Origin of the sequence: Kaistia adipata DSM 17808 (assembly GCF_000423225.1) — a bacterium.
Taxonomy (GTDB): Bacteria; Pseudomonadota; Alphaproteobacteria; order Rhizobiales; family Kaistiaceae; genus Kaistia; species Kaistia adipata.
Genome location: NZ_KE383991.1, coordinates 1,019,436 through 1,033,662, shown reverse-complemented (window position 1 = coordinate 1,033,662; position 14,227 = coordinate 1,019,436). Strand labels below are relative to the sequence as shown.

The following is a 14,227-nucleotide window of genomic DNA, read 5'->3' as shown; positions in this document are numbered from 1 at the left end:
CGAGGGGCGGGCCTTTCCGAGAGACAACCGTTTTGGGGGGAGGACCCGCCACATGACCGATCTTCCGATTTCGTCCGATCTTCTCGCCGAGAAGAACAAGGCCGAGGACGCCGCGCTCGCCAATGACTATTCCTCGCTCGGCGAGCAGCTCGATCGCCGCGGCATCGACATTGACGCGATCACCCGCAAGGTCGCGGCCTTCACCGTCGCCGTGCCCTCCTGGGGCGTTGGTACGGGGGGCACGCGCTTCGCCCGCTTCCCCGGACCGGGCGAGCCGCGCGGCATCTTCGAGAAGCTCGACGATTGCGCCGTCATCAACCAGCTGACCCGCGCCACCCCAAACGTCTCGCTGCATAATCCGTGGGACCAGGCGGATCCGAAGGCGCTGAAGGCGCATGCCGACGCGCTCGGCCTCGGCTTCGACGCGATGAATTCGAACACCTTCTCGGACGCCAAGGGCCAGAAGCACTCCTACAAGTTCGGCTCGCTGTCGCACACCGACGCCGCCGTCCGCCAGCAGGCGATCGAGCACAACATCGAGACGATCGAGATCGGCAAGGTGCTGGGCTCGAAGGCACTGACGGTCTGGATCGGCGACGGCTCGAACTTCCCCGGCCAGTCGAACTTCACCGGCGCGTTCGAGCGCTATCTCGAGGCGATGAAGGCGGTCTACAAGGCGCTGCCGGACGACTGGCGCGTCTTCACCGAGCACAAGCTCTATGAGCCGGCTTTCTATTCGACGATCGTGCAGGACTGGGGCACCAACTACCTGATCGCTCAGGAGCTGGGCCCGAAGGCGTTCTGCCTCGTCGACCTCGGCCACCATGCGCCGAACACCAACATCGAGATGATCGTCGCGCGGCTGATCCAGTTCGGAAAGCTCGCCGGCTTCCACTTCAACGATTCGAAATATGGCGACGACGACCTCGACGCCGGCTCGATCAACCCGTTCCAGCTCTTCCTCGTCTTCAACGAGCTGGTCGATGCCGAGTACCGCAAGGCCAAGGCGTTCGACCCGGCCTACATGATCGACCAGTCGCACAACGTCACCGACCCGATCGAGAGCCTGATGGCGAGCGCCGTCGAGATCCTGCGCGCCTATGCGCAGGCGCTCCTCGTCGACCGCGCTGCGCTCGGCGAATACCAGCAGGCGAACGACGTGACGATGGCGAATCAGGCGCTGAAGCGCGCCTTCACCACCGATGTCGGGCCGATCCTGGCCAAGGCGCGGCTGGCCAAGGGCGGTGCCATCGACCCGATCGGCGTCTATCGCGCCGCCGGCTACCGGGCCAAGGTGACCGCCGAACGGCCGTCCACGGGCGGCAGTTCCAGCGGGATCGTCTGACCTTTTTGCATCGCTCGCGACAATTGGAGCAGGCGGCCCGGTCCAGAGCCGGGTTGCCTCTTCTCTGTGCCCTCCGGAGCAGCTAGCTTGACTTCGAGCCTGACTGACCCTTCAAGGGGGGCGGGTGCATGGCCGCGACCCTGACCGTCTGTGATCCCTAGGATCATGGTCGGTGATGGTCGAGCGCCGTTGTGAGGGAAGCCGCCAGGTCTCTTCGTCCGTGGCGGTCGCCTTCGGGGGTTCATCTGACAGGAGAGATTGATGAAGAAGGCTTCTACGCTCGTTATGCTCGTTGCCCTCGGCGCCGTGGCTGCAGGCTGCACCACCGGCTCGCGCGCGGGTGACGGCGCCGTCCTCGGCGGTCTCGCCGGTGCGGCCATCGGTGGCGCCGCCGGCGGCAGCGTCGGCGCGGCTGCGATCGGTGCCGGTATCGGTGCCGTCTCGGGCGCGATCATCGCCGACGCCACCGGCCGTTGCTACTGGAAGGACAACCGCGGCCGTCGTCACTACACGTCCTGCCGCTAACTTGCTTTCTTGATTTGTTGAAGACGGCCGGGAGGGATCTCCCGGCCGTTTTTCTTTGCCCGGACCGATCACGCCGAAACGGCGCGGCGGAACTGACCCGAGCCCTCCCGCATTAGCTCACCGCATGGTGCAGCCGGATGCGACGCCCGGACCGATGGGTCCGGCCCTCGCTCCGCGTCACAGGAGGTCGAGATGAAAAAAGCCCCGCTCGTGATCGCTTTCGCCCTTACGGGCGCCATACTGGCCGGTTGCACGACCGGCTCGCGTACGGGTGACGCGGCCCTTCTCGGCGGCGCGACGGGCGCGGCGATCGGCGGTTTGGCGACTGGCAAGGCCGGCGGCGCGCTGATCGGCGCGGGCGTCGGCGCGGTCACCGGCGCGATCATCGCCGACGCGACGACCGGCCGCTGCTACTGGCGCGACGAATATGGCCGCCGCCACTATGTGGCCTGCCGCTAGGCTCTCGCGAGCCGGTGCTGACGAAGCAATGGCAACAGGGAGCCCCATCGCCTGCGTGAGGCGGTGGGGCGGGGCCTGTCGCCGCGCTCAGTCCAACGCCAGGAAGCGGGTCTGGTGCACGTTTTGCGGGTTGTCGGCCCAGCCGGCGAGGCTGGGCGAGATCAGCGACAGCGAGACATAGCCGAGCAGCGGGATCACCGGGGCGTCGGCGCCGATCAGCGTGGCGGCGGCCGCTAGGTCCTGCCGGCGCTTGTCCATGTCCATTTCGGTCGCCGCCTTGTCGAGCAGCCCGTCGAAGGTGGCGTTGCGATAGCGCGGATAGTTGAAGCGGACATTGTCGCTCCGCAGTACCGTCAGCATGTTGATCGGGTCGAGCTCGTCGGCGATCCAGCCCGTCCGCGCCACGTCGAAATCGCCGCCATCGCGCAGCCGCGCGAAATGCGCCTGGTTTGGCTCGGTGAGGATCGTCGTCTCGACGCCGATCGTCTTCCACTGCGCGGCGATCGCCCGCGCCGTCTCCTCGTGCCCCATGCCGGTGCCGACGCGGATGGTCAGGCGCAGCGGCTGTGGACCCGTCGCCTCGGCCATTTTCGCCGCGGGCTTGGCGTCCGCGCCCTTCGCGCTCTCGCCAGCCGTTGGCGCGGCGGGAGCGTCCGGCATCGTCGTCGGCTTTGCATCGCCTGACGTCGCCGGGGCAGGCGTCGTCGCGGTCGCCTTTTCAGGCGTGCCGGTCGCGGCCGGCGTGATCGAGTTGGTGGTGTCGGGCGCCGCCTTCTGCGCTGCCGGCTCTTCCTTCGCCGGCTCCGGCTTCTCGGCCGCCGGGGCGAAGCCCGCGGCGGCGAGCAGCTTGATCGCATCGGCGCGGCGTGCGGCGATCGGGGCCGGCGTCGCCGCCGGCAGGCCGGACAGCGCCGGCGGCACCAGCGTGTCGGTCGGGACCATGCCGCCGGACCAGACCGACGCCGCGAGCGCCTCGCGGTCGATCGCCATCGCCAGCGCGCGGCGGACGACGATGTTGTCGAACGGCTTCTTGGTCGTGTTGAGCGCGTAGTAGTAGGTGCCGGGATAGGGCGCGAAATGGAGCGCCGGGCCGAACTCCTCGCGCAGCGCCGCGAGCTGGTCGGTCGGCACGTCGGGGCAGGAGAGTACGGTCTTGGCGCGGAACGCCTCGACGCAGTCGGCCGGGCTCTCGAAGGTCTTGTAGACGACGCTGTCGATCGGCATCGCCTTGGCATCGCGGAAACGCGCGTTCTTGACCAGGATGTAGCCATCCTTCTTGTCGATCGCGGCGAGGCGATAGGCGCCGTTCGAGACGATCTTGCCGGTGGTGCCGAAATCGGCGCCGAGCTTCTTGATCGTCGCGACGTTGACGGGCAGCGCCACCGGCAGCGTCAGCCGGCGCAGGAAGGTCGGCACCGGCCGCTCCAGCGTGATCTCGAGCGTGTCCGCGTCGGGGGCGGCGACGCCGAGCGCGTCCGCCTCGGCGGTGCCCTGCTGGATCGCCGCGGCGTTCTTGATCACCAGCAGCGGGCCGTTCTCGGTGGCACCCGTCGCCGGCGCGAACAGGCGGCGGAACGAGGCGACGAAATCGGACGCCTTGACGACGTCGCCGTTCGACCAGCGCGCACCGGGGCGCAGGGCGAAGGTGTAGACGAGGCCGTCCGGCGAGATGGTCCAGCTTTCGGCCGCGCCCGGCACGGGATTGCCCGCGGCGTCGAGCCCGACCAGACCCTCGAACAGGTCATAGAGCAGCGGCGTCTCGTTGAAGGTGGCGGCCTTCTGCGGATCGAGGGTTTCCGGCGCCCGGACCAGGCCGCGCGGATAGATGACGTCGGCGCTGGCGGACGAGGCGGCGGTGGCCGCGAGCATCACGCCGGCGATCCAGGCGAATCGCATTCCAATTTCTCCGTAACCGTCCCGACCCGGCGCGGATAATCGTCAAAATTCCGGCGATCTCAAGCCGTTGGCGCGTTTTCCGGATCACGCCATGGTGATGACAGGCGCGGCGATGGCGTCGCGCAGGGCCGCCGGGCTGACGGCGAAGATGGCGTTGGGCGTGCCGGCCGCCGCAAAGACGCGCTCGAAACGCATCAGGTCGCGGTCGATCCAGCAGGCGAGCCGCGTCTGGTGGGCGAAGGGCGGAATGCCGCCGATGGCGAAGCCGGTGGCGGCGCGGACGAAGGCGGCGTCGGGCCGCTCGATCGGCTCGCCGATCGTTTCCGCGACCTTCTTCTCGTCGACCCGGTTGGCGCCGGAGACGAGCAGCAGGATCGCCTGGCCGCTCGCGACGCCGCGGAAGACCAGCGACTTCACGATCTCGCCGACCGAGCATTCGCAGGCCGCCGCCGCTTCCTCGGCCGTGCGGGTCGAGGCGGGCATGACGCGGAGCGCGATCTCGAGGCCGAACGCCTTGGCCGCGTCGGCGACGCGGAGGACGGGGGCGGGAAGCTCGGTCATGTCCTGCCTCTCAGGCTATGGTTTACCCTTCGGGCGATCGGTTGGTGCGCCGTCGCGCCGGATTTGCTAGAAGGTCCAGAAGATCGTCGCCCTGGTTCGGAGTCAACGGATGAACGATGCAAGCGGCGGGCGCCCCCCGGAACGCGGGTCTGCGTCGAACGTCCGCAATCTCGCCGATGCCATCCGCAAGGTCCGCCTGGCGGAAGTCGAGCGCGCCGACGTGGTCGCCGACCTGCGCGATGCGGAGCGGGCCCGGCTCGACATGCTGGCCGATGCGCTTGCCGACGTCTTCGCCGAGGTTCCCGAGGGCGACGACCAGTTCGTGGCGGCGATCGATACCGGCAGCCAGCCGCGCTTCTGGATCGACATGACCGCCTTCGTCGCCATGGATCGCGACCGGCGCACCTATCGCTTCCTGAAGGACACGCGGCTCGGCCGCACGGTGATCCTCGAGACGACCGACCTCGAGGCCATGGCCGACTGCGTCATGCACTATGTGGCCGAACGCGTCATCGAGCGCGAGCGGGCGCTGGAGGGAGACTGGCTGATCCGCCGCGCCGCGCAGCAGGACGCGCCGCGCGACCACCGCCGCTCCGCGCGCCGGCTGGCCCGGCCCGAGCCGGCAGCCCCCGTCGCGCCGCCCCGCGCGTCGCATCTCGGCTGGGTCGCCGCTGCCTTCCTGGCCGGCCTGCTGATCGGCATCGTCGGCCTGCTCGCCTATGCCTGGGTGCATGTCGGCGGGTAGGGCTCCCCTGCGTCGCTCCCAGGCTGATCGACCAACTCGACCATCATCCTGAGCTGCCCGGCCCGCAAGGCGAATCTCATCTCGCGGTTCGGCCCGCCTCGCCCTTCACCTCTCCCTGAGGGAGAGGTCGGAGCGAAGCTCCGGGTGAGGGTTTAGGGAACCATCCGGGGAGGCTGTAAACCCTCACCCGCCGGCCTGCGGCCGTCGACCTCTCCCTCAGGGAGAGGTGAAAGAAGAGCGTCCCCGCACTACGGGCCAGACACTCAGGATGATGGACGAGTTTTGGGCATTCAGCCTGGGAAACAGGGCGGCCGAGGCGTCCTTGCGGAGCGAGCCAAGCCTACCCGACCGTCCGCTCGCGGATCACCTCGATGCCAGTGCCGGGGGCGCCGTAGCCGCGCTCGAGCAGCGAGCAGCGCCAGTTTCCCGGCTCGCCCTCGATGCTGAACAGGTTGTAGCGCCCGGCCGGCTTGCGGCCGCCCGGCGCGTTGGCGGCCGATGGCACGCCGATGACGGGAACGGGCCCGTCCGGCCCCTCGATGCTCTCGAAGCTGTCGATGTGGGTATGGCCGTGCAGGATCAGTTCCGCGCCGGCTTCCTTGATCAGGGCGCGGATGCGCCCGGCGCCGACCAGGCGCTTGTGCCAGGGCGTCGCCTTCTTGAACGGCGGATGGTGGATCAGCACGACGCGGTAGAGGCCCTCGTCGCGGGCGCGGATCAGCATGTCGCGCAAGAGCGGCAGCGCGGCGGCGTCGACATGGCCGGTCGCCATGAACGGCGCCGAGGCGCGGGCGCTGGAGACGCCGATGATCGCGCAGGGGCCGCGTCGTCGGAAATAGGGGAAGGTGACGCGCCCGAGCGGCATGCCCTCGTCGCCGGTGGCATAGGGGCCCCAGAGGGCGAGCGCCTTGGCGAGCGCCCCCGGCACATAGGCGTCGTGGTTGCCGGGCACGAAGGAGACCTGGTCGGGCGGGCCGACGGCCTGCAGCCAGTCGCCGGCGGCGACGATCTCGGCGGGAAGCGCGATGTTGACGAGGTCGCCGGTGACGGCGATGTGGTCCGGCTGGCGGGCGAGCATGTCCTCGATCAGCCCGGCCAGCACCTCGCCGCCGAGCGCGCGGACGCGGTTGCGTTTCCAGTTGACGTAGCCGATCACCCGCTTGGAGGCGAGCTCCAGCGTGCGCGGGCGCGGCAAGGGGCCGAGATGCGGATCGGAGAGGTGCGCGAGAACGAACATCGTCATCGCATTAGCGAAGCGGCGCGCCACCGTCCAGTTGCGATGCCGGTGATGACGCGCGCGGGTGTGCCTGGAAAAGCAAACGGCGCCAACATGGGGCGCCGCCGGGCGGACCGTTGGCCACGGGTATCCGCCACATCTGAACTGGATATGGGGCGTGTGGGGCGGCTCTGCCAGGGATCGCGACGCGACCCTGCCATGTTTCCGCTGCATGGCAGGCGAGGCCGGGCTTGCCACCGGCTTCCGCCTTCCTATGCTCGGCGCGTTCGGAACGGAATGATCATGCTTTCACTTCTTGCTCGTCTCGGCGGCCTGGCGGCGCCCGTCCTGCGCGGCATGACGCTCGGCGTGCGCGGCGCCTGCTTCGACGGCGACGGTCGCGTCTTCCTGGTGCGCCATTCCTACATCAAGGGGTGGTACCTGCCGGGCGGCGGGGTGGAGCGGGGCGAGAGCGCGGCCGAGGCGCTGGCGCGTGAACTGCGCGAGGAGGGCGGCATCGAGCTGGCGGCTCCGGCCCGGCTTTTCGGCGTCTACATGAACCCGAAGCGGCGGCGCGACCATGTCATCGTCTTCGTCGCGCACGCCTTCGATCGTCCGAGCCCGCCCGCCTATCCCAACCGCGAGATCGCCGAGGCCGGCTTCTTCGATCCCCGCGCGCTGCCGGAGGCGACATCGCCGGCGACGCGGCGCCGGATCGGCGAGATTCTCGACGACGTCCCGGCGGCGCCGCTTTGGTGATTGCCCATGCCGGTCACCCATGCTATTGCGCCTTGGACTGCGACTTGGAACCGGGCATGACTTCGAGCCTTCTCCTGCGACGACGAACCGACGGCCGTGACTTCACGTCACGCGATGCCGTTCGTTCGCCTGTGTCCCGGATGCGCCGCACCTGACGGCCGTGTCCGTCGGACAGTGACATGCTCTTCCGACGAGACGCAGCTTTCATGAAAATCGACTCCTTCACCGTCCTGGTTGAACACCCCGCCGACGACGCGGCCATCGAAGCGCTGCACGAGGTTTCGTTCGGGCCCGGCCGGTTTGCGCGCGCCGCCTCGCTGCTGCGGGAAGGCGTTCCGCAGGATCCCGCGCTGTCCTTCGTCGCGAAATCCGGCGAGCGGCTGATCGGCTCGGTGCGGCTGACGCCGATCCGCATCGGCGGCCGGCCGGCGATCCTGCTCGGGCCGCTCGTCGTCGAGCCGGACTGGAAGGGCAGGGGCGCGGGCAAATCGCTGATGCGCACGGCGATCGCCGCGGCGCGGGAAGCCGGCCACGCGGTGATCCTGCTGGTCGGCGACGAGCCCTATTACGGCCCGTTCGGCTTCGTCCGGACCGCGCCCTACCAGATCACCCTGCCGGCGCCGGCCGATCCGGCCCGCATCCTCGTCTGCCCGCTCGTCGACGGCGCGCTCGACGGCCTCGCCGGCGCGGCGGAACGGGCGGCGTAGGGAAGGCTTCGGCCCACGTTCGCCAGCGAGACGCGTCTAGCGCTTCCGTCATCCCTGCGAAAGCAGGGATCGACAGGGGTCGTGAAGCCGAGCGAGCTTCCCGATGTCTCGACTGCATGGATCCCGGCTCGGGGGCCGGGATGACGGGGAGGGTGGTGCGACAGTCGCGCCGTTCCTGACAGGAACGCCCTACCGCCCCTCGCGGTACCAGGTCGCGGCCATCAGGCCGAGCAGGGCGGCGAGGCCGAGGAAGCCGGAGAAGAGCGGCCAGCGGTCGATGCCCTTCAGCACCGACGCTTCCGTCATGCGCACGCCCATCCAGTCGCCGCCCGACATGGCGCGGCCGGCCCGCATCGGGATGACGCGCGGCGTTTCGAGATCGCCATCGGCCGAGGCCATGCGGGCGATGTGGCCGCCGGTTGCCTCGACGACGGGGGCGAGCTTGTCGAAGCTGGACAGCACGTCGGTGAACTCGCGCGGATTGGCCGGGCCGACATGGGCGAAGGCGCGGCGCTCGCCGTCCTCGACGCGCCACAGGCCGACCTCGTCGGCCGGCAGGCTGGCGCCGAAGCGGCCGGGGCCGTCCGGGGCAAGCGTCAGCGTGCGACGGGCGCCGGAGGGGGCGATCACCGTGACCGGGTCGATCCGCTCCTGCATGGTCTGGCGCTGGATCTCGAGCGTGGCGCCGCGGGCGGTCGCGCGCAGCGCCTCCTCCTCGAGGTCGGGCTCCTTCATCAGCCAGTGCGCCAGCCGTCGCAGCAGATCGACATGCGGGCCGCCGCCCTCGTAGCCGCGGGCCCAGAGCCAGACCTGGTCCGACAGGAGCAGCGCGACGCGGCCTTCGCCCTCGCGCTGCAGCACCAGCAGCGGATCGTCATCGACGCCCTTCATGATGATCTCGCCGTCGGGCTTGTCGACCTCGACCTGGCGGAACCAGCGGCTCCAGTGCGGCGGCTCGGCGTCGGCGCCTGCGAGGCCGCGGGTGACGGGATGGCGCTTGCCGAGGTCGGTGATGCGCGGGCTGAAGGGACGCTCGATCATCCGCCCGGTCGGCGCGGCGGGCAGCACGTCGGCGAGCGGCGTCAGGTAGAGGCTGTCGTCGGAGGCGTAGTCCGGGCCCGAGGCGACGAGCAGCGCGCCGCCCTCGCGGACATAGCGGGCGATGTTGTCGAAATAGACGGTCGGCAGCACGCCGCGCTGGGCATAGCGGTCGAAGATGATCAGGTCGAACTGGTCGATCTTGACGGAAAACAGCTCGCGCGTCGGGAAGGCGATCAGCGACAATTCGTTGATCGGCGTACCGTCCTGCTTCTCCGGCGGCCGCAGGATGGTGAAATGCACGAGGTCGACCGAGGCGTCGGACTTCAAGAGGTTGCGCCAGATCCGCTCGCCGGCATGCGGCTCGCCCGAGACCAGCAGGACGCGGAGGTTCTCGCGGATGCCGTCGATGATCGCGGCGGCGCGGTTGTTGACGGTGGTGAGCTCGCCGTCGAGCGGTGCCGCCTCGAACTCGATGATGTTCTGCCCGGCATGGCCGATCTCGAGCGTGAAGCGGTTGATCGCGCCCGGCGTCACCGTTTCGACGGCGAGCGGCTCGCCGTCGCGGCTGATGGTGACGCGGACCGGCTCGTTCGAGGGCGCGCCCTGGTCGAGCACCTCGAATTCGATGGTCTGGCGCTCGCCGACAATGCCGAACCGGGGAGCGCTGCGGATCACCATCTGCCGGTCGCGCTCGTCGTCGCGGCCGGAGATCAGCGCATGCAGCGGCGCGCCGCCGAAGGGCGAGCCGGCGGCCTGCGGCACGTCGTGCACCTCGCCGTCGGTCAGCATCACGACGGCGCCGAGACGCTCCGGCGCGACGTCGGCGAGGGCTGTGCTCAACGCGGTGAACAGCTCCGTGCCGTCGACGGGGACCGAGCCGGTCTTGCCGCCGGCCTCGATCGTGCGGATCTCGATGTTGCGCAGGTCGCCCAGTCGCTTCTGCAGCGCGTCGCGCGCGGCTTCCGTGGTGGCGGCGCGGCCGTCGAGGTCCTGGCTGGCGCTCTTGTCGACGACGACGGCGACGATGGTCGGCAGCGGCTGGCGGTCCTCGGCCAGCAGCACGGGCCCGGCGAGGGCGGCGATCAGCGCCGCCAGCGCGGCGAGCCGCAGCCACGCGCCGCGAACCCGCCGGAAGACGAGCGGCGCGATGGCGAGCAGGCCGACGACCGCCAGGCCTGCCAGCCAGGCGAGCGGGATCAGCGGTGCGAAGGTCAGCGACCAGTTCACTGTCGAGCCCTCTTCACTGTCCAAGCCTCTCGAGCAGGGCCGGCACGTGCACCTGGTCGGCCTTGTAGTTGCCGGTCAGCGTGTACATGACGATGTTGATGCCGGTTCGGTAGGCGAGTTCGCGCTGGCGCGGGTCGGGCGGCACGGTCGGCACCAGGTAGCGCCCGTCCGGATCGGTCGCCCAGGCGGCGGCGAGGTCGTTCTCGGTGATCAGGATCGACGAGACGCCGTCACCCGGCCGGGCCGGGCGCTCGGCCGCGGCCGCGTCGTCCTCGGGCGGCGAAGCCTCGACCCAGAGCGGGCCACCGCTGTAGCGGCCGGGGAAGTCCTCGAGCAGGTAGAACGCCTTGGTCAGCACGTGGTTGGACGGCACCGGCTCGAGCGGTGGGATATCGAGCCCGGACAGCATGGCGCGCAGCCGCTCGGCCGCCGGTGTGCCGCCGAAGCCGGTCGTGCCCGGCGCGCGGTCGAGCTCGTCGCGGGTGTCGAACAGGATCGAGCCGCCCTGCTTCATGTAGGCGTCGATCTTGGCGAGCGTGCTGGAGTCCGGCATCGGCGCGCCAGGATCGATCGGCCAGTAGAGCAGCGGGAAGAAGCTCAGCTCGTCCTTGGCGACGTCGACGCCGAGCGGTTCGCTCGGCTCCAGCGCAGTGCGGGCGGCGAGCGCCCGCGACAGGCCGGCGAGCCCGGCTTCGCTCATGTCGTCGATCTCGCGATTTCCCGTCGTCACATAGGCGAGCCGCGAGGTGTTGACCGCGTCGATCGCGAATTGGTCGCTCGCCGCGTCGGCGCGCGCCGGAACGGGGCCGAACGCATGCGGCAGGGTTAACGAAAGGATAACAAGCGCGGCGGCGCGGGCGCGCATCCGCAGTCCGCCATTCAGCCACAGCACGGCGAGCGCATCGGCGATCAGGCAGGCAAGCGCGGCGAGCAGTAGATAGGGCGAAAGGTCGAGCGGCGCCGTCGTCGGATACGGCCGGATCTCGGCGCCCTCGAGGGTCGCCGGGTCGAAGGGCGGCAGGGTCGCGTCGGGCGCCAGCACGTTGATGGCGCGGAAGCCGTCATCGGCGCCATAGAGGCCGGGCGGATGCTCGCGGCTCGGCGGCGGCAGCGCCCCGGTCGCCGTGACCGGCCGTGCCAGAGGGTCGCTGGTGACGAAGTGGCCGAAACCGTCGAGCAGCCGGTAGGGGGCAAGCGTCGCCCCGGATGCAGCGCCCTCCAGGGTTTTGCCCGCCTCGATCTGCGGGACGGAGGCAAAGGCGGCGATGCGGCGCAGCATTTCGACGAAGGTTCCGGAAAGCGGCAGGTTCGACCAGCTCGCGTCGGCGGTGACGTGGACGAGGATGAGCCAGCCCTTGCCGAGCGGCGCGGCGGTAACGAGCGGCGTGCCGTCGCCGAGCGCTGCCCAGGTGCGCGACGGCAGATTGCCGTCCGGCTCGGCCAGAACCTGGCGGCGCACCTCGATGTCGGGCGCGATCGTCAGCCCCGCGAACGGGCTCGTGGGCGAGAAGGAGGCGAGCGGCTGCGGCGTCGACCAGGACAGGCTGCCGCCGAGCACGCGGCCGCCCTCGCGCAGGCGCACCGGGATCAGTGTATCCGTATTGCCGCTGGCGGCGGCGAGGCGCGGCCCGGCAAAGCGCAGCAGCGTGCCGCCGGCCTCGACCCAGTCGGCGAGCCGCGTCTCGACGTCCGGTGTCAGTGTGCCGATGTCGGCCATGGCGATCACGGCAGCGCCGGCCTCGATCATCTGCGGCACGGCCTTGGCCGCGTTGGCGTCGCGCGGCTCGATCACGTCGGCGAAGGGCTGCACGGCGCGGGTGATGTAGTAGAGCGGCGAGAGCAGCGGCTGGGCGTTGTCGCTCGATCCGCCGGAAATCAGGCCGATGCGGCGCCGCTTGAAGCGGTCGTCGAGCAGCTGTACGGCCCCAGCCGTCTCGTTGCCGGCGATCTCGACGCGGACGATCTCGTTGCGCAACTCGGCCGGCAGGTCGAACGACGCCTCGGCCTTGAGCGCGCCGGCCTCGAAGGCGAACGGCGCCTCGCCGATCGAGCGGCCGCGCATGTCGCGGGCGACCAGCCGGCCGGCGCTTGCCGCGCCTTCGCTGCGGAGGATCGACAGCGTCAGCGAATCCGCGGTGGCGACCGGCGCAGCAAGCCCGAGCAGGGCCTTGCCGTCCCGGCCGTAGACGGTGACCGGCGCCTTGATGGTTTCGGTCAGGAAGCGCGAGAAAACCTCGGCATCCGGGCCGCCCAGATCGTTCGACAGCCAGGCGACGCCACCGAAGCCCGCCGCCGGCGCCGACGTCCCGAGCGCCGCGGCGATGGCGGCGCGGTCGGTCGGATAGGGCCGTGGCGCCAGCGCGTCGAGCCGGGTCCGGATGGTAGCGGCATCCGTCGGTGCTGCCTCCTGGTTCGGCGGCTCGGCCGTCGCGATCAGGCCGATCGGCCGTCCGGCGCTTTCGGCGATCTGGACAATGCGCTGGGCGGTATCAACACGGGTCTTCCAGTCGCGCGCTGCCGCCCAGTCATTGTCGATGACGAGGAGCAGCGGGCCGTCGCCGGGCGCTGTCTCGCCGGTCGGGCGCCAGATCGGCGCCGCCAGCGCGAGGATGACGAGCCCGGCCAGCAGCAGGCGAAGCGCCGTCAGCCACCACGGGCTGCGCGCCGGCTGCTCGTCGCGCTTGGCGATTTCCTCGAGGATGCGGGTCGGCGGGAAGTGCTCCAGCCGCGGCCGCGGCGGCGTCAGCTTGAGCAGCCACCAAATGGCCGGCAGGAGCACGAGCGCCGCCAGCACGAGCGGGGCGCCGAAGGCGAGCGGCAGCCCCATCATGGCCGTGCTCCGCCGGCGACGCGCGCCGAAAGCCGGGCATGGAGCGCGAGCAGCGGCTCCGTCGTCGGGTGGTCGGTACGGTGGGTCAAGTAGCTCCAACCGAGCCGGCGGCAGGTGGCGGCGAGCGTCTCTCGGCGCGCGACCAAACGGCGGCGATAGTCCTCGCCAATCTGTTCGGCGCGACCGATCGTGTAGAGGAACCCGCTTTCGGGATCGCGGAACTCGGTACGCCCGGCATAGGGAAAGATCTCCTCGACCGGATCCCGGATTTCGACCAGATGCGCCGTCGCGCCCTGCCGGGCATAGTCAGCGAGGCGGGCCTCGATCTCGTCGATCGGATCGAGGAAGTCGCTGATCAGCACGAGGTCGGCGAAGCGGCCGAGGCGGATCGCGGAGGGGAGGGCCGGCTGGCCGTCGTTCGCGTGGGCCAGCGTCTCGGCGAGGCGCTCGGCGGCGTTGCGCGACAGCACGGGATCGCCGAGGCCGAGCAGGCCGATGCGCTCGCCGGCGGCGGCGAGCATGTCGCCGAGCGCGAGCAGGATGACCAGCGCGCGATCGCGCTTCGAGGCGACCGCCAGCTTGGAGCGAAAATCCATCGAGGGGGACAGGTCGGCCGAGAGCCAGACCGTGTGGGCCGCCTCCCATTCGCGCTCGCGGATATAGAGGTGCTCGTCGCGCGCCGAACGGCGCCAGTCGATCCGGCCAGGTGCCTCGCCGGCGACGAAGGGGCGGAATTGCCAGAAGGTTTCGCCGGGCCCGGCGCGCCGGCGGCCATGCCAGCCGGCCAGTACGGTGGTCGCGACCCGTCGCGCCTCGACCAGTAGGTCGGGGAGGCTGCGGGCAAGGCTCTTCGCCTCGGCCAGAGTCGTTCCGACCTCACGGACTGTCGGCACGGAGGCGCGCGGTTCGCTCAAGA

12 protein-coding genes are annotated in these 14,227 nt (G+C 70.4%); 6 read left to right on the top strand and 6 right to left on the bottom strand.

Annotated features, from left to right (window positions below; genetic code table 11):
• Positions 1-52 precede the first annotated feature (52 nt).
• The 3 genes from rhaI to G539_RS0117755 all read left to right on the top strand — a co-directional run bounded on the left by rhaI (position 53) and on the right by G539_RS0117755 (position 2,329).
• Positions 53-1,345: an L-rhamnose catabolism isomerase gene (gene rhaI / locus G539_RS0117765; protein ID WP_029076394.1), complete on the top strand. Its 1,293-nt coding sequence runs from the start codon at positions 53-55 to the stop codon at positions 1,343-1,345.
• A 261-nt stretch (positions 1,346-1,606) separates the two neighbouring features.
• Positions 1,607-1,870, top strand: a complete 264-nt coding sequence (locus G539_RS0117760) for a hypothetical protein (RefSeq protein WP_029076393.1) — start codon at positions 1,607-1,609, stop codon at positions 1,868-1,870.
• 192 nt (positions 1,871-2,062) lie between these two features.
• Entirely contained in the window at positions 2,063-2,329 is a 267-nt protein-coding gene (locus tag G539_RS0117755) for a glycine zipper domain-containing protein (protein ID WP_029076392.1), read from the top strand.
• 87 nt (positions 2,330-2,416) lie between these two features.
• On the opposite strand, the gene G539_RS26365 is transcribed toward G539_RS0117755, so the two are convergent.
• Together G539_RS26365 and G539_RS0117745 are read right to left on the bottom strand one after the other, a co-directional pair.
• Positions 2,417-4,225 (bottom strand): peptide ABC transporter substrate-binding protein, encoded by a 1,809-nt coding sequence (locus tag G539_RS26365; protein ID WP_029076391.1) that lies wholly within the window; start codon positions 4,223-4,225, stop codon positions 2,417-2,419.
• Positions 4,226-4,309: 84 nt separating this feature from the next.
• Positions 4,310-4,786 (bottom strand): YbaK/EbsC family protein, encoded by a 477-nt coding sequence (locus tag G539_RS0117745; RefSeq protein WP_029076390.1) that lies wholly within the window; start codon positions 4,784-4,786, stop codon positions 4,310-4,312.
• Positions 4,787-4,895: 109 nt separating this feature from the next.
• On the opposite strand from G539_RS0117745, the gene G539_RS0117740 reads away from it, so the two are divergent.
• A complete protein-coding gene (locus G539_RS0117740) occupies positions 4,896-5,531 on the top strand; it encodes a hypothetical protein (protein WP_029076389.1) in 636 nt (211 codons plus the stop codon).
• Between the two features lie 340 nt (positions 5,532-5,871).
• On the opposite strand, the gene G539_RS25315 is transcribed toward G539_RS0117740, so the two are convergent.
• On the bottom strand, positions 5,872-6,768 hold the full coding sequence (locus G539_RS25315) for a metallophosphoesterase family protein (protein WP_035831955.1): 897 nt from the start codon (positions 6,766-6,768) through the stop codon (positions 5,872-5,874).
• Between the two features lie 282 nt (positions 6,769-7,050).
• Between G539_RS25315 and G539_RS0117730 the strand changes: the two genes are divergently transcribed.
• The gene (locus G539_RS0117730; RefSeq protein WP_029076388.1) at positions 7,051-7,506 is read left to right on the top strand and encodes an NUDIX domain-containing protein; all 456 of its coding nucleotides are present in this window, start codon (positions 7,051-7,053) and stop codon (positions 7,504-7,506) included.
• A 206-nt stretch (positions 7,507-7,712) separates the two neighbouring features.
• On the top strand, positions 7,713-8,213 hold the full coding sequence (locus tag G539_RS0117725) for a GNAT family N-acetyltransferase (RefSeq protein WP_029076387.1): 501 nt from the start codon (positions 7,713-7,715) through the stop codon (positions 8,211-8,213).
• 189 nt (positions 8,214-8,402) lie between these two features.
• Here the strand turns inward: G539_RS0117725 and G539_RS0117720 are convergent, their stop codons facing one another.
• The 3 genes from G539_RS0117720 to G539_RS0117710 are packed head-to-tail and all read right to left on the bottom strand — an operon-like array spanning position 8,403 to position 14,225.
• Positions 8,403-10,481, bottom strand: coding sequence for a membrane protein (locus G539_RS0117720; protein ID WP_029076386.1), 2,079 nt, complete (start codon positions 10,479-10,481; stop codon positions 8,403-8,405).
• A gap of 13 nt (positions 10,482-10,494) precedes the next feature.
• Positions 10,495-13,311, bottom strand: a complete 2,817-nt coding sequence (locus G539_RS0117715; protein ID WP_029076385.1) for a DUF4159 domain-containing protein — start codon at positions 13,309-13,311, stop codon at positions 10,495-10,497.
• Complete coding sequence (locus G539_RS0117710) at positions 13,308-14,225, bottom strand: DUF58 domain-containing protein (RefSeq protein WP_029076384.1); 918 nt, start codon at positions 14,223-14,225, stop codon at positions 13,308-13,310. Before G539_RS0117710 ends, G539_RS0117715 begins: the two co-directional genes overlap by 4 nt.
• Positions 14,226-14,227 lie beyond the last annotated feature (2 nt).